This is a genomic window from Acinetobacter modestus, assembly GCF_014636095.1.
Lineage (GTDB): Bacteria > Pseudomonadota > Gammaproteobacteria > Pseudomonadales > Moraxellaceae > Acinetobacter > Acinetobacter modestus.
Genome location: NZ_BMDV01000003.1, coordinates 280,535 through 304,492 on the forward strand (window position 1 = coordinate 280,535; position 23,958 = coordinate 304,492).

The window sequence follows — 23,958 nt, forward strand, 5'->3', positions numbered from 1 at the left end:
TTTATGTCGATATGCAAATTCTTTGTAGTTTAGTTGCAGCATTGCTGATTAGTTTTGCCTGGCTGTCGCCATTTCATACCTATCCTTGGGTGACATTTTCTAGTGAGCTTGCAAGCTTCGGAGCTGCTTTGGCGTTACTGGGTGCTCTACTCAAACAAAATATTAAAATTCCTAAACCTCAACTTTTGATGTTGCCTTTGCTTTTGATTCCTGTATTTCAATGGCTATTTGGACTCGTTCCAGATTTTAGTGTTGCATTGCTAAGCTTTTCATATGTTTTTATGTTTTGGTTGATGATGATATGTGGATATAACCTGTCCTATACATCTGAAAATCGTCAACGCTCTATGCAAGGAGTGAGTTATGTAGTACTGAGCTTTGCTTTTATAAGTAGTTTGATTGCGATTGTTCAATGGTTGAATCTAGAGTCAAATTTTAGTTGGGTTATTCAACTAAAGGGAAGTCGGCCATATGCGAATTTTGGTCAACCCAATAATTTAGCTACATTTTTGATTGTAGGTTTAATGGGTGCGTTGTTCTTATATGAAAAGCATAAAGCATCTTTGTGGCTACTTATCCCATCAAGCTTATCTATCTTATTTGCGATTTGCTTAACGCAGTCACGTACTTCCTGGCTAGTCTGTATTTTTATTTGTATCTATTGGGTGATTAAGCAATATAACAATAAACCAAGGCTTAATTTTATTAAGTTATTTGGTTGGGCTGCTACTTATTTTTTAATTGCGGGTTATTTATTGCCTATTATCGCACAAGTCATGACGACAAGTGTTGGAGAGGCGGTAACCCATACAGCATCACTAGCACAACGGGCAGGTTCAGGGCATGAGCGTCTTGGGATGTGGATGCAAATTATACATGCCATAGGTGAGCGTCCGTGGTTTGGTTATGGCTGGAATCAAACAAGTGTCGCGGTTGTGGAAAGTATCCATTTTAATACCGTACAAGTTTGGTTTAATAGCGCACATAATATCCTGTTAGATCTATTGGTTTGGAATGGTTTGCCATTAGGCTTTTTAATTATTGCATACTTTGCGATATGGTTGTTTTGGTTAAGTAAAAATGCAAAAGATACAATTTCGATTGTGGCAATATTAATGGTCAGCGCAATTTTGATGCATGCAATGTTGGAGTTTCCACAACGCTATGCTTACTTTTTATTGCCAATGGGTTTTTTGTTGGGGTTAATTCAAGCCCAAACACCAAATTTAAAAAGTGTTAGCTTACATCGAAATATTATTCGTTGTGTATGGCTCGTTTCTCTGATTGTCTTACTGTTGATTTGGCGAGATTACAAACTGTTCCAAGATAATAGTAAATTGGTTTTTAAGCAAAAACCAGCTTCAGAAGAGATATTGGGCAGTTCTAAAATATTGATACTTACTCAATTTCAGCAAAGATTAGATTGGATTGCTTTGAAGCCTCAAACATTGCTGTCTGATTCAGATCTTAGCGTAATTGGCGAAATGGTTGAAAATAAGGCTACACCTTATAATTTAAAAAAATATGCACAATTACTTGTTTATAATCATAAGCTTGATGAAGCGGAGAAACAATTATTTGTTTTACAACAATTGTATAAGCAAAAAATAAGTTTGGCAGAAATTATGGAATTAAATAATAAATAAAGTTGTAAAATTCATCTACTTTATCTTTTAAGGGATATAAGGGATAAAGTAGATGACATGCTTTAAATTTGGCTTTGGATATAGTTTTCGATGCCAACATTTTCAACTAAATCAAGTTGTGTATCGAGCCAATCCCAATATTCTTCTTCTTTCTCTAAAATTTCTTGAACTAAATCACGTGTAACGTAGTCTTGTTGTACTTCAGCAAGTTCAACAGCTTGTTTAATCGCTTCAATGTTTTCTTTTACTTTACGAATGTCGCAATTGAGGACTTCAATGGTATGTTGTCCAATATACAACTTACCTAGATGCTGTAAATTAGGTAGACCTTCTAAGAATAAGATCCGTTCAATCACCTTATCTGCATGTTTCATTTGACGAATTGATTCTTTATATTCAGCGGAGCCAAGTTTTTCAATTCCCCAGTCATTAAACATACGAGAGTGTAAAAAATATTGGTTAATTGCAGTTAAATGGTGATAAAGCACCTGATTCAGTTGATTAATCACGTCTCGATTGCCTTTCATTGCACTTACTCCATAACACCATGATGCCCTAGTTTTTAAGGCAATTTATATGATTTTAATCAACAAATAATAATCTGACGAGTAAATTATAGAACGGCAAATGAAAATCACAATCAAAATACGAAAAGCATTTTGGATTTATACTAAAGTGAATAACTGAAATAAAAAAACCGCTTATCTGAGGAATGGTTAAAGTTCGACAAGAAGCGGTGGAGTCGTAAACAGATAGTTAAATGAGGTTGTTGAGGTGTTGGATTACTTTAAATTATGCAGCAACTGAAATACGAGCAGCTATTTCTGCGAGCTCATCACTAATAATAGAACGGGCTTCGGGTGCACAGCGACCACAGCAAGTGCCTAAGTCGAGTAAATCACGAATTTCACGATAACTTTCAGCGCCGTTTGCAACAGCGTCTTTGATATCTTGATCTGTGATTCCACGGCATAAACAGACATACATGGGAGTGATCCACAAATATTAATGCGATAATTGATATTATTGATAATTGTTATCGTTTGTCAATGAATTTCATTCTTAGAGTGAATATATTCTTATTGAGAATTTGAATAAAAAAATACCACCTGATCGGTAGTATTCTTTCTTCATTTTATCTATTTGATAAATATAGTATTTAATTCTGTGTTGGAATAATAACAATACCATCCATTTCGACTAGTGCACCTTTAGGTAGGCTTGCTACACCCAATGCTGCACGAGCTGGATACGGCTGAGCAAAATATTCGCCCATAATTTGGTTCACCAATTGGAAGTGAGAAAGATCTGTAAGGAAAATATTCAATTTAGCGATATCTGCTAAGCTGCCACCTGCGGCTGCGCATACTGCTTTTAGATTGTCGAATACACGACGAATCTGAGCCTCAATACCTTCTACAAGTTCCATACTGTATGGGTCTAAGCCAATTTGACCTGAAAGATAGAGCGTATTGCCAACAAGAATTGCTTGAGAATATGTTCCGATAGCAGCAGGGGCGTGTTCAGTATGAATAACTTGACGTGACATTAAGCTCTCCTATGTCATTGTTTCTATCTTAAACAATGTGACTTTAACACAAAAGTTTGGCTCGGAAACGGTCGAATACTGTTTAGTCGCAATTGTTTGCAAATGATTCATTAGCTTTAAGAATATGGAATCTTACAATTTTAGGTCTGGGCGAACATCGTGTATTAAACGATTAACTAACTTTTGCAACCTCTGGTTGGGCGGTTGGCATATTTAAGCGTTCAATCCGTGGGAAGCCAAAATGCATGCGTAAATCACGAATAATTTGGGCAATTTGATTTCGATTGCTCACGACTATATTCACATAGGTTTTCTGGTCTTGTGAATAGACCATTTCTACGCCTGTTTTGGCCTTTCGGCATTGATAAATCAGGTCAGAAATTTGTTCGTCACTCATCATCATATGAATACATAAGAATGCACTAAAGCGAACATCATCAATTTCTTCTGATTGCCAGTGTAAAGGCATAATGTTTTCGGGATGTAGGTGTTGTTCATGCAGTAAATTACGGCAGCGTGAACGGTGTACGATTAAACCACGTCGAGATAAATGCCCTTGAATTGGATCTCCAAGCACAGGATTACAACAGTGTGCGTATTTTACATCAACACCCTCAGTTCCTAAAATCAAGCGATCGGAAGTTTCATGATGCTGAGAGTGATAATCTTGAGCAAATAAATGATTTGCAACCAATTGAGGTAATAAATCCCCAACTGCAATTTGTTCAAATAGCGTATCTTTATCAGCTAAATGTCGCCACTCAAGTACACTAATCCAGTCTTCTGCTGAAAGGTCATCTATAGAGCGATGAAATAGTTTTAAAGCACGATTAAGAGCTTGTTGACCGACAAGACGTTGCTCATCAATGTCTTGTTCTCTTAGCAAATTCTGTAATGCACGACGTGCTTTTTGAGTATTAATAAAACTGAGCCAATCTGGATTCGGTGTTGCTAATACGTCAGTGATAATTTCAACTACTTGTCCGCTATGCAATGGAGTTGAAAGAGGGCGGATTTCACCATCCACTTTTGCGCCAACAGCATGATTGCCTAAAAATAGGCTAGCTGAGTAGGCGAAATCAACAACAGTCGCGCCTTGAGGAAGCTCATGTAATTGGCCGTGTGGCGTATAGACCCAAATTTTTTCCTGATGTAAATAATCAAGTAAGTCACTAAAAGTGGTTTTTGCACAATCACTATCAATGAGCGTATTCAGGTTCTGCATCGAAGCTTGAATTGCTGAACGGCATGCTTGAGGTGCATTCTCCCCGAGTACTACACCAAAACGAGCAGCTTTACGCATTAATTCGGTTTGGATCGTCAAAGATAATGTTGTTTTTTCACCTTTTAGCTTAATCATTAATGATTGATTGCCACCTGGTAAAGGACGGCGAATATGATCATTATACTGTAAGACTTGAAAATTATCTTTGAGTGCTTCAACTAGACGGTCGCAATCAGCAATACTTTGCAGAATAATTTCAAAAGCATGGCTATGACTTAATTCATTTAAATCAATTTCATTTTTTACAAAATGACGTAGTAGTTCGATGTTATTATTTTTCTTCTTAATACGCCCTTGTAGATTATATTTTTTAAGCAAATCTGATAATTTTTGCTCCCATACCGCTTGGTATTCACAACGTTTAGGTTTGGTTTCTAATAATGCAGTTTGCACATCATTAAACATATCCAAATCAAGATTTTGATAACACAAATGTTCTAGGTTGTCGGCCATCTCATTCATACCCACAAGACGTGCCATGGGTACGAAAATATCAAAGGTTTCTTGGGCTATGCGTGCTCGTTTATCTGGACGTAATGCGCCTAAAGTCGTCATATTATGATAGCGATCTGCTAATTTAATAATAATGACACGTGGATCTTGTAAGGTGGCTTGTAGAATTTTGCGGAATGATGCTGCCTTGTTATATTCTTTATCACTGGAATGGCTGAGTTTAGTCACACCATCAACAAGTTCGGCAACCACAGATCCAAATTTTTCACCAATCTCATCTTTGCTAAATTCAGTATCTTCTATCACGTCATGTAATAACGCTGCCATAAGCGTATCAGCATCTAAACGCATATGTGCCAGAATGCAACTCACAGCAATAGGATGAAGAACATAGGGTTCACCGCTTTTTCGCGTAATACCACTATGTGCTAAATCAGCAAAATCACAGGCAGCAAGTACACTCTGAATATCACTATCTTTAAGATAGGCTTCAATAATGACCTTGAGTTGTTGCTTGGCTTGGCTGACCTCTTCGCCTGGCATAAAACACCTTTTATAACATGAATTCAGGAATAAATAAGACTAGCTTCTAATGAAAAGCATATTGTGAAACTTGTCAATTTGTTCATTAGAAAAACTCGTAAATTTTTTCAATGAAATATATTGTTTTTACCAATATAGCGCTGAAATTTTCAACAAACAAAAAAGCCCAGTGTATTCACAATGGGCTTTTAGACAAAGCAAATCCAATTTAGAAAGAGAAGCCTTCTAAATTTAATGAGTTTGTAGACAACACCATATCAAGATTTGAAGTCTGATAATCTTGATCGCGTTGTTTTAAAATTTCTTTAGTGACATGACCTGCCGCAATTTCGCGTAATGAAACGACTGTTGGTTTATCATTATCCCATTCTACAGTTGGTTCCATACCTTGACGTGCTAATTGGCGTGCACGTTTACTCGCTACCAGTACTAACTCAAAACGGTTATCTACGTGGTCTAAACAATCTTCAACGGTTACACGTGCCATAAGTTGTCTCGTTTGAACATTACATTTGAAAAGACTAAATAGTATAAAAGGCTTTTAAATAAGACTCAAGTTATTCGCGATTAAGGGTGATTAACTTTTCAATTAATTGCTGGTGACGAGCACTTTGCTGTAAGGTAACTAAACGATTTGCTGTAATAATTGCTTCTAAATCATGAACAGCCTTATTGAAATCATCATTGATGATGATGTAATCGAAATTTGCGAAATGACGCATATCTTCTACAGCACAACTTAAACGATGTTCAATTACTTCAACTGAATCTGTTCCGCGATTAGATAATCGTTGTCTTAAATCATATTGAGTTGGCGGTAAGATAAAAATTTGTTTTGATTCAGGAAAAAGTCGACGAACTTGATCAGCACCCTGCCAGTCAATTTCGAGTAACACATCATGACCTTGTTGTAATTGTTCTTTGACTTTGGCTTGAGATGTACCGTAGTAATTACCAAATACTTCTGCATACTCAATAAAACCACCTTGTTCTACTTGAGCTAAAAAAGTTTCAGTATCAGTAAAATGATAGTGAACACCATCAAGTTCACCAGGGCGTTGACCGCGTGTAGTATGAGAGACAGAAACGTGTAAATTGCTGACTCGATCGAGTAGGGCTTTAACGAGAGATGTTTTGCCTGTTCCTGATGCCGCAGAAACGACAAACAATAGACCCGACATGATATTTTTCCTGATATGATAAAATATCTTGGCTATTGTAGTGTAGCGTGCCATTAAACGAAATAGTTTGGCATAAATATTCAGGTGATAAGAGAGAGGATGTTATGGAAATTGTATTGGCCAATCCGCGAGGTTTCTGTGCTGGTGTTGACCGTGCGATAGCAATCGTCAATCGCGCACTAGAATGTTTTAATCCGCCAATTTATGTTCGTCATGAAGTGGTGCATAATAAGTTTGTGGTTGATGATCTACGTCAGCGTGGTGCAGTGTTTGTTGATGAGCTGGACCAAGTGCCAGATGGCTCGATTGTAATTTTTAGTGCTCATGGCGTTTCAAAAGCTGTACAACAAGAAGCGGATCGTCGAGGCTTAAAAGTATTTGACGCAACTTGTCCTTTAGTGACTAAAGTACATATTGAGGTCACGAAATATGCCAGAGAAGGAACTGAAGCAATCCTAATTGGGCATGAGGGGCATCCTGAGGTCGAAGGTACAATGGGGCAATATGATAAATCTGGTGGTGGAAAGATTTATTTGGTTGAAGATGAAGAAGATGTTGAGGCTTTAGTGGTTGAGCATCCTCATAAAGTTGCATTTGTCACTCAAACGACGCTTTCGATTGATGATACTGCTAAGGTCATCGATGCATTAAGAACTAAATTTCCTAAGATCCAAGGTCCGAGAAAAGATGATATTTGTTATGCCACTCAAAATCGTCAAGATGCCGTACGTGATTTGGCTGAACAATGTGATGTTGTATTGGTGGTAGGTTCTCCGAATTCATCGAATTCAAATCGCTTACGGGAGTTGGCAGAGCGGATGGGTAAATCTGCTTATCTCGTGGATAATGCTGATCAGCTTGAAAAAGAATGGTTTAAGCAAGAAAGTAAAATCGGTGTGACTGCAGGTGCATCTGCACCAGAGATACTAATCAAACAAGTGATTCAACGGTTACAAGATTGGGGTGCAACCCCTCCTAAAGAGTTGGATGGACGAGAAGAAAATATTACGTTTAGCTTACCCAAGGAGTTGCGTATTCAGGTGATACAAGCCTAATTCCTATAGAAAAATGTGAACTCGAAACGGATAAGGTACAGCCTATCCGTTTTTTTATAGAGTTTATCTGCTTTGTATTGGTTCTGTAAAAATAAGATTTAATATAAAGTAAGGGAATTTGGATAATTAGGTGTAAAGCGATGGGGAACAATCGAGGATTCACTTTGATAGAGTTGATTGTAACACTGTCAATAATATCTATTATTGTTACGATCGCTATGCCTTCTTTTGGAGATATGTTGACGCGACAAAAACTTGATGCATCTTCGCGTGGTTTTATGGCTACATTGAGTCAAGCTAGATCTCAGGCGACAGTATTAAGATCAACTGTTGCAGTTTGTCCAAATAAGTTGGCTTCTGATCCAGATTTTAATAAAGATAAATGTGCACAAGCCGCAATACCAGCTTATACGGCTACTAGTCCAGCTTTAACTACGGCCCAAAAGCAAGATATTTTAAATAATCGTGTTTTTTCAGTTGATATTGATTCAAAAGTAGCTGTTGAATCGACGAGTGATTCTTTTATTTTGTTTAATGCTACGGGTAGTGTGGCTGCTGTGAAAACGTTTAGGCTTTGCGCTTCTGCAAATAAGCGAACGATAACAATAACTCGTTTAGGCAGCGTGACACAGGCAAAAAATACGGGTGTATGTGTATGATAAATATAAAAAATCAACAGGGTGTTGGTCTTGTGGAGGTTTTGGTTGCTTTGTTATTACTTGCTGTAGGTGTGTTGGGATACAGTATCTTGCAATTTAGAGCCATAGATGCATCGAGTGAAGCTTTAACTCGTTCCCAAGGGGTTTTGGTTTTACGAAGTCTTGCTGAGAGTATTCGAGTAAATTCTGCTGGACAAGCGAACTATCCAGCGGCCGTACGTAATTATACGAATATAACAGCTTTACCTACAGCTCCTACAACCACATGTTTTAATCCTGCGACAGTTTGTACGCCAGCGCAAGCGGCGACGTATGATGCCTATTTTGCTGCAAAAACCGCATTTGAATTAGGGATGAATATTACAATGACCGCTTGCCCAGGTACAGCTGGAGCACCAGTTCAGCGACAATGTCTTTTTGCTGCTTGGGGGGATACGGTGTTGAGTGTAAGTGGCACAACTGCTGATATTAGTCAATGTATGTCTGCAACTGGTGTATATGTAAGTAATTCTAAATGTTTAATGATGGAGGCATATTAAATGACTAGTCTTCGTCAAAAGTATAATATCTCCAATCAATATCAAAAAGGTTTTACCTTAATAGAATTGATGGTTGCATTAGTTTTGGGCCTATTGGTTTCTGCAGCCGCAGTGCAATTGTTTACAGGTAGTATTTTATCAACGCGTATGCAACAAGCGAATGATGAGTTGCAGAATAGTGGTATTTTTGGTTTAGATTATATTGTCCGTGATATTCGTTTAGCAAATTATGGAAATATTAATAACCCAGAATTGAATGAGCAAACACCTTGGGGGGGAATTGTTCTAACAGCTAATAATGGGGTCTTAACCAACACTAATCTTCCGATTCCTGCAGCAGCACCTTTTATTGCTCAAGGTCTGTTGAGTCATAGTGTGGGTCTAAATGAAGCTGTGAGCACTACCCAAAACCAATGGCAAGGATTATCAAATGTGGATGTGCAAAGTGATCAGTTAACGATTCAATTTGTAGCTCCGAATGATATGGTTAACTGTGAGGGGGGGGTAGTTCAAGCTCGTGATTATGTCATTCAACGTTACTTTATCCGACGAGATCCTGCAACCGCAACATCTGGTACTGATTTTGGTTTAGCTTGCGATGCCAATACCCCTACACCTGTCGGCACAGCGGCTATTTCTACTCCAACAAATCTAACTGGCTTTGGTGATGCAGGTGAAATGATTATTCCTCGTGTTGATCACTTTACAGTTCAGTTAGGTGCGCGCACTCCAACAGGAAATCTAGCTTACTATACAATTAATCAATATCGTCAACTTGCTGCAAATGCTAGAGCTGCAACTCCTGCTACGATTCCCCCAAGAATCGTTTCAGTTAAATTTGCTGTGTTAGTTCGATCTTTGGATGATACAAAAAATGCATCGATTGATCTCACTAAAAAAATAGATATTTTGAATCAAAGTGTTGAATTGAAAGATAAAAATACAAAATATGCCCGTCGTGTATACACTACAACGGTAGCGCTTCGAAATGCTTTAGGGGAAAGAATATGAAAATAGCTTATCGCCGAGGACAAAGAGGAGCTACTTTAATTGTAGTTTTAATTTTATTGTTACTGATTACGATTCTAGGGATTCTGGCAATCCGTACGGCAATTACTTCTCTAAATATCGCAACTAATAGCCAAATTGGTCAGTTATTAGTACAAACGGGTGATGCACCTACAAACCAATTTATAAATGTTTCAACTTATGAAGCATTAAAAAAAGCGGATGTCGTCATCGGAGCAGCAATTTTGGAACATAAAAGTGCGCCAGGTAAAGAATTTATTTTTTGCTACAGACCTACATCGGCGCAACAAATGGGAGCTGCTTTAGATGCAACCGTATTGGTTCCTCCAGCACAGACTGATCCTGCTAATACCAAAGCAACAATTGATTCTACTCAGTCTAATCGTAGTGGTTTTTGTGATTTAGAAAAGGATTTTGGAAGTGCTCGGTCAGCAGTGGTAACACAAGTTGCTGTTCGTATACCAACAGATGCCGCAAATGCGGGTATAGGAGCTTATTTAGATCGTAACTCTGATTTGAGTGAAAACTCACTTGTAAAAAATAGTAAGGCTTCTGATTCACGTGTACGCATCACAATTACATCAATCCTTCCAAGTTACTCAACACAGGATTTGTCTGTAGTGCAGGAAGACTGTATTGGATCAGCGACATCCGTAGGATATATCAATGACAATCTTGATGAGGCAGTTGCAGGTAAAAAAACGATGGCCGAGTGTTTATCTGGGTACGGTATTCCTGTAAATACGCAAGTACAAGAATTAGTTCTACGTGAACGTGAGCAGCAAATAAGTGCTCCAGTACCAACCCCATAATGAAAATGGAGAATGATGATGAAAAAATTAAAAAATAGGTTGAATTCTCAAAATCAAACTCATCATATTCAATATGGTGTGTCATTTGCTTGGGCATTTACTGGAACGATGTTGGTTGCTTCTTCAGTTGCGCAAGCTACCGATATGCAAATTTATGCCGTACCCACTGCAGGTAAAAAAACCATTGTCATGATGTTGGATACTTCTGGTTCGATGGGTTATACCCTTAGTTCTGGGTATAGTTTGTATGACGATTATGGTCTAACAAGTAGTAGTTGTAGTGTAACTTCGTCTACGAGTTCAACAACACCATCTTATACGCGTTATTATTGTTCAATATCTGCAAGTACAACCAACGCAAAGGTCAAAGATACCGCTTCAGGCTGTGAGGCACAACCTTTAGGTGCGACAGGTGCATCAATTACAGGTTATCGTTGTTATGATCGTTTGAGCCGTCTCAAAGATGGTATGTTTGCTTTTTTAGACAGTAATAATCCAACATTAAATAATGTACGCGTAGGTTTGGGACATTTTTCAGCCTATAACTCAGGGACTACAACCGGAGATGGTTCATCAGGTGAAATTTTAGTACCTGCTAAGGCGCTTGGAGCTGTTGGCTCTACCCAACGTGTGGCATTAAAAACTGCGGTTGCAGGTCTTGTTGCAAGTAATGGTACGCCATCTGCCCATGCGTTTGCAGAAGCCGCAGCTTATTTGATGGGGACATCGACATATACTGAAAACCGAGTCTATCGTGATATTGCTGTAGAAAAGCAAAGATTAATTAGGCGTTATAGCCGAGTCGCTGTAACGGTAAGTGGTAAAACATACTATCGTTATACATATACGTATCAATTTTCAACATGCCAAAGCCTAAATGCAACGACATTTGGAAATACAAATACACAAAGCTGTGCAAATTGGGGAACATCCACCAATACCTCATATCAAGATCCAAGTAATACGACACGAACAACAAGTAGTTCGAATCCTGAATGGGTTAATCAACCGTGGAGTGCGGATTATGATTCAACAAGCCCAAGTTCTATTTCAAATCCAAATCGTGATACCGATCAAACGATTATTTTTAGGGTGAATGAATCTCAACTTTATCAAATCAATGCGGATGCGAATAGTGGGGTTCCGAAGTCAAAAAGTAGAGATACAACGTCGAATCCAGATATTGTAATGGATCGAACGGCGGCTGATATTGATGTGGCATATAAATCCCCATTGCCTGATAGCGCTGATCGAGTTTCTTGTGATGGTCAAGGGGTCTACTTCTTGTCAGATGGTGCTGCGAACAGTTCTAGCACAGCAGAAGCTACGCAAGTAATGTCAAAAGCATTAGGTAGTAGTGGGGCTGGTTTTAGTTGTAGTGGAGGACTAAGCAATACAGGTAGTGACTCAGCTTGGGATTGTATGGGGGAATTCGCTAAGAAGTTATATGACAGTACAAAAAACCCAGCAGGTGTATCTATTCAGACAGCTTTTGTTGGTTTTGGTTCAGTCATGAATAACTTAACAGCAACTAGCGGTGCAGCAGATGCTAGAAATGCCTGCAAAATCAGTTCTCGGACACAAGCTGATCGTACTGGTAATGATGCTTGTTCACCTGGTCAAGGAACTTATGCAGTTTCTAGTCCTGGTTATGGTAATGGTGGTTTTTTCCCAACCCAAAGTTCAAGCGGAGTGACAGACAGTGTTATTGCGTTTATTAATAACTTAGGTTCGGCACCATTGGAGCCATTAACGACAGGCGCAATTTCAGTTCCAATCGATGATTTGGATCCATCGGGTTTACAACCTTATGGTTATTTACGTGCGCTAGAACCTAACCCGCAAAGTAATAAAGTGATTTGGGCTGGTAATCTTAAAAAGTATAAAGTTGCTTTAACCGGTACAAATACAGGCGCATTTACTTCAGTGAATGGAACTACACTTGTCTATAAAACTGATGGCGGTTTTAATACAAATACAAAAGATAATTGGAACAATGCGAGTGTCTATCAGAATACGAGTTATGATGATGGCGGGATTGTTAATTTAGGTGGAGCATACTCTCGTGTACCTATGCCTATTCTAGGTCAAAATCAGGATTTGAATAAAAAGCCAAAAGAATATGCATTAACTGCGACTCCAAATGCTTTAAGAACTTTATTTACAGATGTTGCTGTAACTGGTGGTAGTACATTAACAGGAGCAAGTAACGGTGCAAGTTTATTGCGAATTCCTGAAGGAATCGTACCTACTACAAATGTTGATTCATATGTTTTGGGTAAATTTTCTACTCAACTTGGTTTAAAAGATTTTCCACTCTTTATCAAGCAAAAACTTTTGAATTATCTTGGGTATAGTGTTCCTTTAGATGAAACTGCTACAGCTTTACCAACGTCATTAATTACACCAAATGCTCCGAATTTAGCGATGGGTGGAAGTATTCACTCATATCCAATTCAATTAACTTATTCAGGTACGTTAGATTCAGCAGGTAAACTGACAAGTACACGAAGCCAATCTGTTTTGTATGGAACGATGGATGGTGGTCTGCATCTTGTTGACGGTGAAACGGGTGTTGAACAGATGGTTTTTGTTCCAGCTGAGTTATTAAGAAATACATTGTCATCAAAAGCTTTGGTGAAAGGACAAGATGATACGAATGCGCCTGTGCATGGTGTAGATGCTGCATGGGTAGCAGATGCTGCCTATACAACACAGAAAGCAGCATCTGCTACCGATAGTAGTCTAGTTAAAGCCCGTCAAATGAATGTATATGGTGGGCTACGAATGGGTGGTAGTAGCTATTATGGATTAGATGTTTTAGACCCTAAAGCACCGAAATTTCTATTCCGCGTTGGTGCTGACCAATCTAATTATTCACGCATGGGGCAATCTTGGTCTAAGCCTGTTTTGGCAAACATTCGATATAACAATCAGATTAAACGAGTGATGATCGTTGGCGGTGGATATGATCAATGCTACGAAAACCCAAAATTTGAATTTGGTAAAGTATTATCTTATACGAACGTAAACGGTGTAAATGTACCGACGGATTACCCAGATGCTTCTTGTGATAATCGTACTGAAGCAAAAGGGAATGCGATTTACATTATTGATGCTAAAACTGGTGCTCGCTTGTGGTGGGCAAGTAGTTCATCTGGTGCTGATGTGACAAATGCCGATATGAAACACAGTATTGTTAGTCGTATTAGTGTTATTGATCGGGATGCAGATGGTTTAGCTGATCATTTATATTTTGGTGATTTAGGTGGTCAAGTTTTCCGTGCAGATCTTAATAATGCTTCAGGTACGTCAAGTGCAAATTTAGGTAAGCGAGTTGTTCGTTTAGCAAATCTCGCAACGACAACAACTGGAACTGCCTTAACTAATGGCACAAATCCTCGTTTTTATGAAGCACCAACTTTAACAATTCATGACCAAGGTGCTACAACCTTTATTTTGGTTGGTGTCGCTTCAGGAAATCGAAGCACTCCACTAGATGTTTATCCATTGATCGGTCGTGATGGGATGTTGCCTAAAACAGCATTGACAGATCGATTGGTAAATAATGTATACGGTCTTATTGATCGTGATTTCATCAAGAGTAATTTAATCAGCGGATCGCCAACACTATTAACACAAAATAAGACACTTGCTAATTTACAAAAGAATCCTCAAACATTGACAGGAAATATTCCAGCGGTCTTTATTGGTGCAACAGCAACAAAAGACGGTTGGTATCGTTCCCTTTCAAGTAAAAGTGATGGAACAGAAGTGTCTACTACTACTGGGTTTAGACGGATTGCTGGTGGTATGAAAGCCTTTGAAGAGCCAATAGCAATTACTGGAAATCTTATTATTCCTGTTTACGATCCTCAAGGAACTGGTATTGCTCCACAGAATCCTTGTTTACCAAGGGTAGTTGGTGAGACTGATCGTCAACTATATGGTTTACCATTTGGCGTATATTTAAAAGCAGATGGAACTCCAGATACTGGTACAGGGGGGATGGAGAATAACTCTGGATTACAAACAACAACGCTAAATTGTCCGGATAATGCCACCGAGTGTAATTCTAATGTAATTGGTACAGGTATTCGTGGTGTTGCCTTAGTTCCAAAAACTAATACTGGATCTTCTTGTGCGGGTAAAACGATTTCAGCACCAATAAAAGGTGTTGGTGAATGGGGATGCAGTGCAATTATTAACCCTACTCGGTGGTATGAAAAATGGGTGAAATAATTAAACACATGAAATCAATTGGAGACGTCACGCTCTTTCAACGTGACTCCTCCAAGAGTCGAAGAGTGAATGGATTCACTCTAATCGAACTGATGCTAGTATTAGTTTTGATTGCAATTTTTATGGTTATTGCTATTCCTAGCTATCAAGAGTATGTAAGGCGAGCAGATGCATCTGTTGTTCAGCAAGAAATGCAGAAAATTGCTGAACAATTAGCTAGACATAAAGCAAAAAATTTTACTTATCGTGGTTTTGATCCTGCATATATCTATGGTGCCACAGGTCCTATGACATCAATTATATTGCCTCAGGGGGCAACAGGAACGGCAATCAAATATACAATTACGATTCGTGATGCAGATGATTCAACTAAGTTATTGACTGCAGTTGATGGGAGCTCACCGCCTAAACCAACTGTTCGTGGTAGAAACTGGGCGATGAAAGCAGAGACTTCTGATGTTAAAAATTACAATTTTCTAATGACTAGTAGTGGTATGAAATGTAAAAACAAAACAAAAGCGAATGTTAGCTATGCTGATTGTGGAACTACTGTAACTGGCAAAGAGGATTGGTAATGATAAGCCAACGCGCTTTTACTTTAATTGAATTAATAATAGTTGTGACTGTTATTGCGATTTTACTTGCTATCGCATACCCGTCTTATACAGCTTATCAAATTCGCACACAGCGGGTAAATGCCCAAACTGAGATGTTGGATGTTGCAAGAAATTTATCTAACTATAAGTTAGCTAACTATAATTATGCAGGGCGTACAGTTTCTAATATCTTTGGTAGATCAACAATACCTTTGGGTAAGCCGTTGTATGATATTGTACTTACAGATGCAAATGGCAATCCATTAACTGCCTCAAATGCAAATGTAAGAACTTGGTTATTAGTTGCAACACCTAAAAGTGGGACAAATCAATTTGGTAATGGCGTTATCTGTTTGAATGATCAAGGACAGAGGTTTTGGGCAAAAGGGGCATCTGCATGTATTCTTTCGCCAACTTCAAATTGGGATGGACGTTAGTTAATTGATTCCTTTCCAGTCCCAAAAGCAAGCTTAACTAGCTTGCTTTTTTATTTAGTAGTTTTCATGATTTAGTTAAAGTAGCCTATCACCTTAGTTATTGGCAATTATTCTTGCCGAATTCAAAACTGTGGATAACTCTTAATTTAGTCTTTCTTTCAGAGTAAATATAACGTAGAATATTGCCCTCTATGAAAGGGGTTTGAAGTGCTGCCGATGGTCGGCGCAGGGATAATCCGTAAAAATTATAAGGTTGTTCTCATGGTTGTTATTCGCTTAGCGCGCGGTGGTGCAAAAAAACGTCCATTCTATCAAATCATTGTAACTGATAGCCGCAATGCACGTGATGGTCGTTTCATCGAGCGTATTGGTTTCTTTAACCCAACTGCACAAGGTAAAGCTGAAAAAGTTCGTTTAGATGCTGACCGTTTTGCTCACTGGGTTGCTCAAGGTGCTCAACCTTCAGATCGTGTTGCTTCTTTAGCTGCTCAAGCTAAAAAAGCTGCAACTACTGCATAATTGTAGTAGGTAGCCCATGACATCAACACAGAATGTACCAGAAGATCGTATTCAGATTGGACAGTTACGTTCAGCTTATGGATTGAATGGGTGGCTCTGGGTTTACTCTAATACAGAACCTATGAGCAATATGTTTGACTACCTTCCTTGGTACATTGAGACCAAGGCAGGTTGGCAAACCATAGATGTAAAACGTTGGAAACCACATGGCAAAGGCTTGGTTGTTGCATTAAAAGGCGTGAATGATCGCACAGGTGCAGAAAACTTAGTTGGTGCAAATATCTGGATTGCTAAATCACAGCTTCCTAAAGCAGATGTAGACGAGTACTACTGGTCTGATCTTAAAGGCTTAACCGTGTTAGGTCTTGATGATGAAGAACAAGAAGTGAATCTCGGTCAAATCTACGAACTGTTTGAAACTGGTGCTAATGATGTCATGGTCGTGAAAGCGACACCTGATAGCATTGATGCTGAAGAGCGAATGATTCCTTGGTATAAAGATGTGGTACAACGCGTTGATCTTGAAGCTGGTCGTATTTACGTCAATTGGGGCGTAGACTACTAATCCTTTTTGGAATAGTAGCACAGCAGGAAAATAAAGGAGTCTGCGGTGTTTTTTGCAGTCATCACACTGTTTCCTGAAATGTTTGAAGCGATTACAGCGCACGGGATTAGCGGGCGTGCAGCAAAGCGTGACATCGTGCAAGTGACTTGCATTAACCCACGAGATTTTGCTGAGGGCAACTACAAACGAGTGGATGAGCGTCCTTTCGGTGGTGGTCCTGGTATGGTGATGATGGCTGAGCCTTTGGCAAAAGCAATTAACCATGCTAAACAACTTGCAACACAAGCAAGCTGTGTTCATGCCCCAGTGGTGTATATGTCACCGCAAGGGAAAACCTTAAATGAACAGGCAGTACAACAATTCGTTGATTATGATGGTTTGATTGTATTGTGTGGGCGTTATGAGGGTGTCGATGAGCGTTTAATCCAAAATTATGTTGATCAAGAATGGTCAATTGGGGATTACGTTTTATCGGGTGGTGAACTGCCAGCGATGGTGTTGCTTGATAGTATTATTCGTCGATTGCCAAATGTCATGTCTGACGAGCAATCTGCGATCCAAGATTCTTTTGTGGATGGTCTTCTTGATTGTCCACAATATACCAAGCCAGACCATTTCGAAGGGTTAGATGTGCCTGAGGTACTTAAATCAGGACATCATGCCAATATTGAGAAATGGCGTTTTTTGCAGCGTTATCAACGAACTTTAGATCGTCGACCAGAGTTGGTTGATAAAGTTGAGTTGACTAAACAGCAAAAAAAATGGCTAAAAAATTCGCAAAACTAAACTGTTAGAAGTTTGTGTTTGCAACGGACGAGAAGCTTTGCTTCGAGTTACTACTTAAACTGAGTTTAAGTTGAAAATAGGCTCTTTAGAGTAATTTTGCTTTAAAGGGAAAGTTAAACGAGCGATATGCGTTTTAGCCTCTATCCTCAGCGGTATAAGAGACCTCTTCTCTCCCGCACATATTGGAGATTCCACAATGAGTGGTAAACATCCTTTAGTTCAAGCTGTTGAAAATGCACAGTTAAAAACTGATATCCCTGCTTTTGCTCCTGGTGACACTGTTATCGTTCAAGTTAAAGTAAAAGAGGGTGACCGTGAGCGTCTTCAAGCATTTGAAGGTGTTGTAATCGCGAAGAAAAACCGTGGTTTGAACTCTGCTTTCACAGTTCGTAAAATCTCTAGCGGTGTTGGTGTTGAGCGTGTTTTCCAAACTCACTCTCCAATCGTTGCTAAAATCGAAGTGAAACGTCGTGGTGACGTTCGTCGTGCTAAACTTTACTACCTACGCGAGTTGTCTGGTAAAGCTGCACGTATTCGTGAAAAGTTACCAGCTCGTAAACAAGGTTAATTTTAACTTTGTTGTAAAGCAAAAAAATGCGCCTTTGGCGCATTTTTTTATGTCTGCTCTATAGTCCTTGTAATTTTAGTCGATTGGCATGTTGACGATAAATATCAATTGGATCAGGTGCAAACAGTGATTTCAAACCTAAAACCTGATTCACTTCATCTGCATGATTCCAAGGGAGATTGTCTCTAATTGTACGTCCAAACTTAGCGCTACAACGGCTCACCATACCATCATTATCTCCTTTAATATCGACAATTAGGCTAGTACCTGCAAATAGGGGATCAAGTGGGTCAAGAATGTTTGTGACTGCTTGAGTCCCTGAGAATGAATACATATATATTCCTTTCTCTTGATAATTACCTTCGCCACATGTTGTGGTTGGTACACCCATTGGGAATCGTGTATTGAATTTGGTTGAACCTTCTACCGAAATACTACGTCCAGCGGCTAAAGCATCATGAGGATAGCTTTTTGGATCAAGTCCTTGTGCCCATGTAATTGCGCCTGAAAAGAAATTGACTACTGCGGCCCCAGCACTACCCAGCGCAGTTCCATCCACTTTCATAATCAAACTGGCAACGGGTGAACCTTTATGTGTTCCGCTTACACTGGTTAATGAGGCAACTTTATTCGGCATAATGCCAGCAACGTAACGGATCGTTGGACCACCTTGGCTATGACCAATTAAATTAACTTTAGGTTGTCCAGTAATCGCAATAATTTCTTCAACTTGTTGCGCTAGTTGTTCACCACGAATTTCATTTGAGTTAAAAGGTGAAAGTCGTGTCGCCCAGACATTTGCACCATTACGAGCAAGGTCAGGTAGGATTTGATGCCAATAATCAACGCCTAATGGATCACTTCCAACGCGTGAAAAACCTGCGACACCATGTACAAAGACCATCGGATATTTGGTTTTTGCATATGTTGATGTGGCATTATTGTCTTTAACTTGCGTTGTATTTGATGCGTAACTTGTTGATACGCCCATTGCTATCATAGATAGTGCAAGACAGCGGATTAGTTTTTGCATGATATTTCTCTCGATTTTTGTTTTCATATGGGTCTTGATGTTCTTGCGAACGAGACATTGCATCCATGCTAAATAGCTTTATTTCAATGCCTTAAGATATTTCTTAATTACTAAAAGGTAAGGTTCCTCCTTGGTCATAGACAGTTTCAAAAGTTTGCAAACGCTGTTGTTCTTGTGCTGATTGGAATTGTTTTTGTTTGAGTTGTTGAACGGCTTGATCTTTGGCTGAAGTGCTCATATTGCTATCTACAATTGTTTTACGCTCATCAAGATAGGATTGAACTCGCTGTTTCCAATCAGATCGTTGTTGATCGAGTTGCTCTAAACGCTGAGTAGCGGCCTCGCCAACTAAATTGACACGCATATCACGCAGCTCTTGGGTTGAGCCATGTCTTGCTTTGATTTGTGCAGTTAATGAATGTAAATCATCGAGCTTTGATAAATCTTTGAGGTTGTCTTGCCAATCTTGAGGAAGCTGCTCAAAACGTTGTTGTAGTTGTTTTGCTTTCGCTGATGCATCTAATCCGTTATTTTCTAGAATTTTCATGCGATCAAGCGTGTATTGTTGATAGATATCCTCTGATCCAAACAGTCCCTCAATTTCGGTATTTGAAAAAAAACGCTGCTTTAAATCATGCATCGAATTAAAAATAGTTTGGAAATATTGATAGCTTTCCTGTGAGGGTTGTTGAGTCTGTAATTTACTGAGCTCTTGGCGATATTCTAAATAACGTGACCATAAGGTTAAAACTTGCTGTTGTTGTGAAGCTTGAAATGTTTTAGCGATATAAAGCTGAAAGTTATGCCGAATTTCATCAATATTTCGCTCACCGTATTGAGAAATAAAATACTCAAAACAATTCCGCGTATGTTCATTCACAATCAAATGCTGAGCGCTATTGAATTGTAATTTGCAGTCAATCTCAGTATCCATTTGGCTGGTGCTATTAAAAGAAGCATCGAGTTGATTGATATTCTTTGGACTCTTATGCAGCTGTGATGGATTGCTGTTGTTGCTATATTGATCAGTTGAGTTAAGTGATTGCTGAGACTGATTTGGATATAACCAATACAATACGCTCAGCATGACTGCTGAAATGATCAATAAGCTACATAATAATGCTATTTTTTTTCCATTTTTATTCATTAAGCATAATCCATTTGCTTTTAATTTCGTAAACGAAAATAAATTTATCATATATGTTGTTTTTTTGAGCGTTTAATTTTTAAAAATCCGATGAATAGTTTTGATAAAATACACCTTTCTTGTTTGACTTTTCATTTATGAAAAAAAGCTCTTATCGCCATCTGAGTGGTGTTTTCTTATTAAATAAGCCGTTAGGTTTAAGTTCTAATTCGGCATTGCAAAAAGTACGTCGACTTTTTAATGCACAGAAAGCAGGACATACAGGTGCTTTAGATCCGCTTGCAACAGGTTTATTACCGATTTGCTTAGGGGAGGCAACCAAGTTTTCGCATTATTTATTGGATTCTACCAAGCGTTATCAAACAACAGTAAAACTTGGACAGACAACTGCTACGGGTGATGTTGAAGGGGAAATTCTTCAACAAAGAGATGTACCCGCATTAACTGAAGCTAACATTGAACAGGTTCTAGAACAGTTTCGTGGTGATATCAAGCAAGTGCCACCGATGTATTCGGCACTGAAACGAGAAGGTCGCCCTTTGTATGAGTTAGCGCGCCAAGGAATTGAAATTGAGCGTGAAGCGCGTCCAGTCACTATTTATGAACTCAAGCTTTTAAGTTTTACAGAAGACAGTTTGACCTTAGATGTGACGTGTTCTAAAGGAACTTACATCCGAGTGTTAGGTGAGGATATTGGTGAAGCTTTGGGCTGCGGTGGACATTTAACAAAATTACATCGTACTCAAACAGGTCATTTTGAAATTAATCCAAGTTATACCATCGAATATTTAGAAGGGCTTACTCAGGAACAGCGGGATGCATTATTGTTGCCTGTTTATGCACCTGTTGAACATTTTCCAAGGGTTCAATTACCCGAAGGGCGTGAAAAATATTTTGGTAATGGTCAAGAAAGTAATATTGAGCATGAAGCTGCTGCTGAAGTATTGGTATTTGATGGTGAGCGTTGTTTGGGCTTAGCTGAAATTACAGATAAAAAGCGTCTTGTGCCAAAACGTTTGTTGAATTTATAAGGTTATATTGATGGAATGGGAGCTGATTCTGAGTCTGGTGTTTTTTGCATTCTGTGCGGGAACAATTGATGCGGCAGTTGGTGGTGGTGGGTTAATTCAGATTCCAGCATTAATGGGTGCATTACCACAAACGGCTCCTGCAACATTATTTGGAACAAATAAACTGGCCTCTATTTTTGGAACGGGTTCAGCAGCTTTTTCATTTGTACGTCGAGTAAAGTTGCAGTGGTCATTATTATGGGTGATCGCAATTTTTGCTTTTGTCAGTGCGTATTTAGGTGCAGCCTGTGTTTCACTGGTGCCTACTCATATATTAAGACCAATTGTCTTAATTATGCTGATTGTGATTGCGATTTATACCTTTATGAAAAAGCAATTTGGGCAAGTACATGTTGATCAACACATCACACCAAAATTATTATTTTTTGCCGCATTGGGTAGTTTAGCGATTGGTTTCTATGATGGAATCTTTGGTCCTGGTACAGGCAGCTTCTTTATCTTCTTTTTTATTCGCTTTCTTCAAGTCGATTTTTTACATGCTTCTGCATTATCCAAGATTGGTAATTTTATGACTAATCTGGCGGCACTGAGCTTCTTTATTCCCGCAGGGCATATCTTCTTTCAGCTTGGTTTTATGATGGCGGCTGCCAATATTGCAGGTTCATTATTGGGTGTACGTTTGGCTTTGAAATACGGTAGTGGTTTTATTCGTATTTTATTTTTGATTTTGGTCAGTATTTTAATTTGTCGGTTGGCTTATCAAATCTTTGTTGCAGTTTAATCTATAAAAATAAACTTTCCATACAAAAACCTACGCAAACATCGCTGTTTAAAAAAATGTCATTTTTTAATATGAAGGCTCAGCCAAACAGATCAACTAGATAAAGAATTGAAGTAAGTGTTGATTATGCTAGCCATCGTAGAGGTAAATAATGAATATATTTGAGGCACTCAGAGAAAGCCACGAACAACAACGTAACTTAGCTGAACGATTAATTCAGACCAGCGGACATACTCAAGAAAGGGAACATTTATTTAAACAGCTTAAGAATGAACTCTATGCGCATTCAGTTGCCGAAGACCGCTATTTATATATTCCTTTAATGTTTGATGATGTGGGTTTAGACATTACCCGCCATGCTTTATCTGAGCATCATGAAATAGATGAACTGGTTGAAAAATTAGAAGAAACTGATATGAGTAATCCGAGTTGGTTAGCGACAGCAAAACAATTAAGTGAAAAAGTCCATCATCATTTAAAGGAAGAGGAACATAAATTTTTCCAACAGGCTGGAAAAATATTAGAGGATGATGAAAAGGAAAAACTAGGTAAAAAATATCTTACTGAATATCAGAAATATAAAAATGCAGATAGCTAATTTTCGTTATAACGAGAATGAGCAGAAAGGAGTGCTCTTACTGTGTTTGAGATTTTTCCCCACGTAAGGTCACTCCAATCGATGCAATCATAATACATGCAAGTGCGATCCACTGGATGAAGCTAATTTGTTCATGCAGTAACACGAGTCCTGCTAAAGCAGCAAGCGCAGGTGCAAGGCTTGAAAGCGTACCATAGCTGAGTTTACTTAAACGTTTTAGTGCCATGAGATCGAGTGCATAAGGAATAGCTGTTGCTAGAATTGCAATGACTAAAGCTTTACTCCAATATTGAGTGTCGAGTAGAGCAGGTGCATTACTCCACAGACCAAATGGAAGTAAGGTCAGGGCAGATAAACCAATTGCGATGGTTAAGGCATGCATACCAATATTCTGTTGCACAACTCGATGTCCGAAATAAATATAAAATGCCCAAAATAATCCAGCACCTAAAGCGCACGCCGCGCCAAGATAAGAAAAATGCTCAGTATTCGTATCATGCCAAGGTACCATCAGTGCAATTCCTAAGATGGCAAAAGCTACCCAGATGTAATCACTACGCTGCTTAATTGAAAGTAAAGCTAAACCAAGAGGGCCGATGAATTCTAAACCGACCGCAATGCCTTGAGGCAGCTTCCCTAAAGAGCTATAAAACAAGATATTCATACAGCCCAAAGAGGCGCTATATAGCAGTAAATCTCGCCATTTTAGGTATTTAAGTTTAGCGATCACTTTCCATGAGCGGAACATGACTGCAACTAGAATAGTCGCAAAACATAGGCGTAATATTGTGACTGTAAGTGGATCAAGTGTCGCAATCAGTTGTTTAGCAAATGAAGCACTGATTTGATAAGCCACCATGGAAAGAACCATGTATAGCACAGCGACCAACTGAATATTTTTCAT

Annotated in this window: 25 protein-coding genes; 16 read left to right on the top strand and 9 right to left on the bottom strand. The window is 38.8% G+C overall.

What is annotated here, in order from left to right; translation table 11 throughout:
• The first annotated feature begins 11 nt into the window (after positions 1-11).
• The gene (locus IEV17_RS09490) at positions 12-1,646 is read left to right on the top strand and encodes a PglL family O-oligosaccharyltransferase (RefSeq protein ID WP_004660180.1); all 1,635 of its coding nucleotides are present in this window, start codon (positions 12-14) and stop codon (positions 1,644-1,646) included.
• Positions 1,647-1,708: 62 nt separating this feature from the next.
• On the opposite strand, the gene bfr is transcribed toward IEV17_RS09490, so the two are convergent.
• From bfr to gmk, 6 genes are all read right to left on the bottom strand, one after another.
• Positions 1,709-2,173, bottom strand: coding sequence for a heteropolymeric bacterioferritin subunit Bfr (gene bfr, locus IEV17_RS09495; RefSeq protein WP_004660182.1), 465 nt, complete (start codon positions 2,171-2,173; stop codon positions 1,709-1,711).
• Positions 2,174-2,438: 265 nt separating this feature from the next.
• On the bottom strand, positions 2,439-2,633 hold the full coding sequence (locus IEV17_RS09500) for a bacterioferritin-associated ferredoxin (protein WP_004660183.1): 195 nt from the start codon (positions 2,631-2,633) through the stop codon (positions 2,439-2,441).
• 172 nt (positions 2,634-2,805) lie between these two features.
• Positions 2,806-3,195, bottom strand: coding sequence for a RidA family protein (locus IEV17_RS09505; RefSeq protein WP_004660185.1), 390 nt, complete (start codon positions 3,193-3,195; stop codon positions 2,806-2,808).
• 172 nt (positions 3,196-3,367) lie between these two features.
• Positions 3,368-5,476 carry a RelA/SpoT family protein gene (locus tag IEV17_RS09510; protein ID WP_004660186.1) on the bottom strand — a complete coding sequence of 703 codons (2,109 nt, stop codon included), beginning with the start codon at positions 5,474-5,476 and terminating at the stop codon, positions 3,368-3,370.
• 208 nt (positions 5,477-5,684) lie between these two features.
• The gene (rpoZ, locus tag IEV17_RS09515; protein ID WP_004660187.1) at positions 5,685-5,963 is read right to left on the bottom strand and encodes a DNA-directed RNA polymerase subunit omega; all 279 of its coding nucleotides are present in this window, start codon (positions 5,961-5,963) and stop codon (positions 5,685-5,687) included.
• A 70-nt stretch (positions 5,964-6,033) separates the two neighbouring features.
• Positions 6,034-6,657 (bottom strand): guanylate kinase, encoded by a 624-nt coding sequence (gmk, locus tag IEV17_RS09520; RefSeq protein ID WP_004660188.1) that lies wholly within the window; start codon positions 6,655-6,657, stop codon positions 6,034-6,036.
• 104 nt (positions 6,658-6,761) lie between these two features.
• Here gmk and ispH point away from each other — a divergent pair, with 104 nt between their 5' ends.
• From ispH to rplS, 12 genes are all read left to right on the top strand, one after another.
• Complete coding sequence (gene ispH / locus IEV17_RS09525; protein WP_004660189.1) at positions 6,762-7,712, top strand: 4-hydroxy-3-methylbut-2-enyl diphosphate reductase; 951 nt, start codon at positions 6,762-6,764, stop codon at positions 7,710-7,712.
• 140 nt (positions 7,713-7,852) lie between these two features.
• Positions 7,853-8,371: a GspH/FimT family pseudopilin gene (locus IEV17_RS09530; protein WP_004660190.1), complete on the top strand. Its 519-nt coding sequence runs from the start codon at positions 7,853-7,855 to the stop codon at positions 8,369-8,371.
• Complete coding sequence (gene pilV / locus IEV17_RS09535) at positions 8,368-8,910, top strand: type IV pilus modification protein PilV (RefSeq protein ID WP_004660194.1); 543 nt, start codon at positions 8,368-8,370, stop codon at positions 8,908-8,910. The genes IEV17_RS09530 and pilV overlap by 4 nt, the downstream gene beginning before the upstream one ends.
• A complete protein-coding gene (locus IEV17_RS09540) occupies positions 8,911-9,921 on the top strand; it encodes a PilW family protein (RefSeq protein ID WP_004660195.1) in 1,011 nt (336 codons plus the stop codon). It abuts the gene before it with no gap.
• The gene (locus IEV17_RS09545) at positions 9,918-10,751 is read left to right on the top strand and encodes a PilX N-terminal domain-containing pilus assembly protein (protein ID WP_004660197.1); all 834 of its coding nucleotides are present in this window, start codon (positions 9,918-9,920) and stop codon (positions 10,749-10,751) included. Before IEV17_RS09540 ends, IEV17_RS09545 begins: the two co-directional genes overlap by 4 nt.
• Positions 10,752-10,769: 18 nt before the next feature.
• Positions 10,770-14,993, top strand: coding sequence for a pilus assembly protein (locus IEV17_RS09550; protein WP_004660199.1), 4,224 nt, complete (start codon positions 10,770-10,772; stop codon positions 14,991-14,993).
• Positions 14,981-15,568: a type IV pilin protein gene (locus IEV17_RS09555; RefSeq protein WP_004660206.1), complete on the top strand. Its 588-nt coding sequence runs from the start codon at positions 14,981-14,983 to the stop codon at positions 15,566-15,568. Before IEV17_RS09550 ends, IEV17_RS09555 begins: the two co-directional genes overlap by 13 nt.
• A complete protein-coding gene (locus IEV17_RS09560) occupies positions 15,568-16,026 on the top strand; it encodes a type IV pilin protein (RefSeq protein WP_004660207.1) in 459 nt (152 codons plus the stop codon). Before IEV17_RS09555 ends, IEV17_RS09560 begins: the two co-directional genes overlap by 1 nt.
• A 261-nt stretch (positions 16,027-16,287) precedes the next feature.
• The gene (gene rpsP, locus IEV17_RS09565) at positions 16,288-16,545 is read left to right on the top strand and encodes a 30S ribosomal protein S16 (RefSeq protein WP_004660208.1); all 258 of its coding nucleotides are present in this window, start codon (positions 16,288-16,290) and stop codon (positions 16,543-16,545) included.
• A gap of 16 nt (positions 16,546-16,561) precedes the next feature.
• On the top strand, positions 16,562-17,110 hold the full coding sequence (gene rimM, locus IEV17_RS09570; RefSeq protein WP_004660209.1) for a ribosome maturation factor RimM: 549 nt from the start codon (positions 16,562-16,564) through the stop codon (positions 17,108-17,110).
• A gap of 45 nt (positions 17,111-17,155) precedes the next feature.
• Entirely contained in the window at positions 17,156-17,896 is a 741-nt protein-coding gene (gene trmD, locus IEV17_RS09575; protein WP_004660211.1) for a tRNA (guanosine(37)-N1)-methyltransferase TrmD, read from the top strand.
• Between the two features lie 196 nt (positions 17,897-18,092).
• Complete coding sequence (gene rplS / locus IEV17_RS09580) at positions 18,093-18,464, top strand: 50S ribosomal protein L19 (RefSeq protein ID WP_004660214.1); 372 nt, start codon at positions 18,093-18,095, stop codon at positions 18,462-18,464.
• A gap of 58 nt (positions 18,465-18,522) precedes the next feature.
• Here the strand turns inward: rplS and IEV17_RS09585 are convergent, their stop codons facing one another.
• Both IEV17_RS09585 and IEV17_RS09590 read right to left on the bottom strand, forming a co-directional pair.
• Positions 18,523-19,497: a lipase family alpha/beta hydrolase gene (locus IEV17_RS09585; protein ID WP_004660215.1), complete on the bottom strand. Its 975-nt coding sequence runs from the start codon at positions 19,495-19,497 to the stop codon at positions 18,523-18,525.
• A gap of 103 nt (positions 19,498-19,600) precedes the next feature.
• Positions 19,601-20,644: a lipase secretion chaperone gene (locus IEV17_RS09590; protein WP_004660216.1), complete on the bottom strand. Its 1,044-nt coding sequence runs from the start codon at positions 20,642-20,644 to the stop codon at positions 19,601-19,603.
• 137 nt (positions 20,645-20,781) lie between these two features.
• On the opposite strand from IEV17_RS09590, the gene truB reads away from it, so the two are divergent.
• The 3 genes from truB (at position 20,782) to IEV17_RS09605 (ending at position 23,054) form a co-directional block, all read left to right on the top strand.
• Positions 20,782-21,675: a tRNA pseudouridine(55) synthase TruB gene (gene truB / locus IEV17_RS09595; protein ID WP_004660218.1), complete on the top strand. Its 894-nt coding sequence runs from the start codon at positions 20,782-20,784 to the stop codon at positions 21,673-21,675.
• A gap of 10 nt (positions 21,676-21,685) precedes the next feature.
• Complete coding sequence (locus IEV17_RS09600) at positions 21,686-22,456, top strand: sulfite exporter TauE/SafE family protein (protein ID WP_004660219.1); 771 nt, start codon at positions 21,686-21,688, stop codon at positions 22,454-22,456.
• A 151-nt stretch (positions 22,457-22,607) separates the two neighbouring features.
• Positions 22,608-23,054 (top strand): hemerythrin domain-containing protein, encoded by a 447-nt coding sequence (locus IEV17_RS09605; protein ID WP_004660220.1) that lies wholly within the window; start codon positions 22,608-22,610, stop codon positions 23,052-23,054.
• Between the two features lie 37 nt (positions 23,055-23,091).
• Here IEV17_RS09605 and IEV17_RS09610 read toward each other — a convergent pair whose 3' ends face one another.
• Positions 23,092-23,958 carry an EamA family transporter gene (locus tag IEV17_RS09610; protein WP_004660221.1) on the bottom strand — a complete coding sequence of 289 codons (867 nt, stop codon included), beginning with the start codon at positions 23,956-23,958 and terminating at the stop codon, positions 23,092-23,094.

What these genes read in the sequence shown, in the direction of transcription:
- bfr (WP_004660182.1), bottom strand. Translation starts at nt 2,173, where the DNA reads ATGAAAGGCAATCGAGACGTGATTAATCAACTGAATCAGGTGCTTTAT.
- IEV17_RS09600 (WP_004660219.1), top strand. Translation starts at nt 21,686, where the DNA reads ATGGAATGGGAGCTGATTCTGAGTCTGGTGTTTTTTGCATTCTGTGCG.
- pilV (WP_004660194.1), top strand. Translation starts at nt 8,368, where the DNA reads ATGATAAATATAAAAAATCAACAGGGTGTTGGTCTTGTGGAGGTTTTG.
- IEV17_RS09545 (WP_004660197.1), top strand. Translation starts at nt 9,918, where the DNA reads ATGAAAATAGCTTATCGCCGAGGACAAAGAGGAGCTACTTTAATTGTA.
- rimM (WP_004660209.1), top strand. Translation starts at nt 16,562, where the DNA reads ATGACATCAACACAGAATGTACCAGAAGATCGTATTCAGATTGGACAG.
- rplS (WP_004660214.1), top strand. Translation starts at nt 18,093, where the DNA reads ATGAGTGGTAAACATCCTTTAGTTCAAGCTGTTGAAAATGCACAGTTA.
- IEV17_RS09550 (WP_004660199.1), top strand. Translation starts at nt 10,770, where the DNA reads ATGAAAAAATTAAAAAATAGGTTGAATTCTCAAAATCAAACTCATCAT.
- IEV17_RS09560 (WP_004660207.1), top strand. Translation starts at nt 15,568, where the DNA reads ATGATAAGCCAACGCGCTTTTACTTTAATTGAATTAATAATAGTTGTG.
- IEV17_RS09605 (WP_004660220.1), top strand. Translation starts at nt 22,608, where the DNA reads ATGAATATATTTGAGGCACTCAGAGAAAGCCACGAACAACAACGTAAC.
- IEV17_RS09610 (WP_004660221.1), bottom strand. Translation starts at nt 23,958, where the DNA reads ATGAAAAATATTCAGTTGGTCGCTGTGCTATACATGGTTCTTTCCATG.
- rpsP (WP_004660208.1), top strand. Translation starts at nt 16,288, where the DNA reads ATGGTTGTTATTCGCTTAGCGCGCGGTGGTGCAAAAAAACGTCCATTC.
- IEV17_RS09510 (WP_004660186.1), bottom strand. Translation starts at nt 5,476, where the DNA reads ATGCCAGGCGAAGAGGTCAGCCAAGCCAAGCAACAACTCAAGGTCATT.
- ispH (WP_004660189.1), top strand. Translation starts at nt 6,762, where the DNA reads ATGGAAATTGTATTGGCCAATCCGCGAGGTTTCTGTGCTGGTGTTGAC.
- IEV17_RS09590 (WP_004660216.1), bottom strand. Translation starts at nt 20,644, where the DNA reads ATGAATAAAAATGGAAAAAAAATAGCATTATTATGTAGCTTATTGATC.
- IEV17_RS09505 (WP_004660185.1), bottom strand. Translation starts at nt 3,195, where the DNA reads ATGTCACGTCAAGTTATTCATACTGAACACGCCCCTGCTGCTATCGGA.
- rpoZ (WP_004660187.1), bottom strand. Translation starts at nt 5,963, where the DNA reads ATGGCACGTGTAACCGTTGAAGATTGTTTAGACCACGTAGATAACCGT.
- IEV17_RS09500 (WP_004660183.1), bottom strand. Translation starts at nt 2,633, where the DNA reads ATGTATGTCTGTTTATGCCGTGGAATCACAGATCAAGATATCAAAGAC.
- IEV17_RS09530 (WP_004660190.1), top strand. Translation starts at nt 7,853, where the DNA reads ATGGGGAACAATCGAGGATTCACTTTGATAGAGTTGATTGTAACACTG.
- IEV17_RS09585 (WP_004660215.1), bottom strand. Translation starts at nt 19,497, where the DNA reads ATGCAAAAACTAATCCGCTGTCTTGCACTATCTATGATAGCAATGGGC.
- IEV17_RS09555 (WP_004660206.1), top strand. Translation starts at nt 14,981, where the DNA reads ATGGGTGAAATAATTAAACACATGAAATCAATTGGAGACGTCACGCTC.
- IEV17_RS09490 (WP_004660180.1), top strand. Translation starts at nt 12, where the DNA reads ATGCAAATTCTTTGTAGTTTAGTTGCAGCATTGCTGATTAGTTTTGCC.
- IEV17_RS09540 (WP_004660195.1), top strand. Translation starts at nt 8,911, where the DNA reads ATGACTAGTCTTCGTCAAAAGTATAATATCTCCAATCAATATCAAAAA.
- gmk (WP_004660188.1), bottom strand. Translation starts at nt 6,657, where the DNA reads ATGTCGGGTCTATTGTTTGTCGTTTCTGCGGCATCAGGAACAGGCAAA.
- truB (WP_004660218.1), top strand. Translation starts at nt 20,782, where the DNA reads ATGAAAAAAAGCTCTTATCGCCATCTGAGTGGTGTTTTCTTATTAAAT.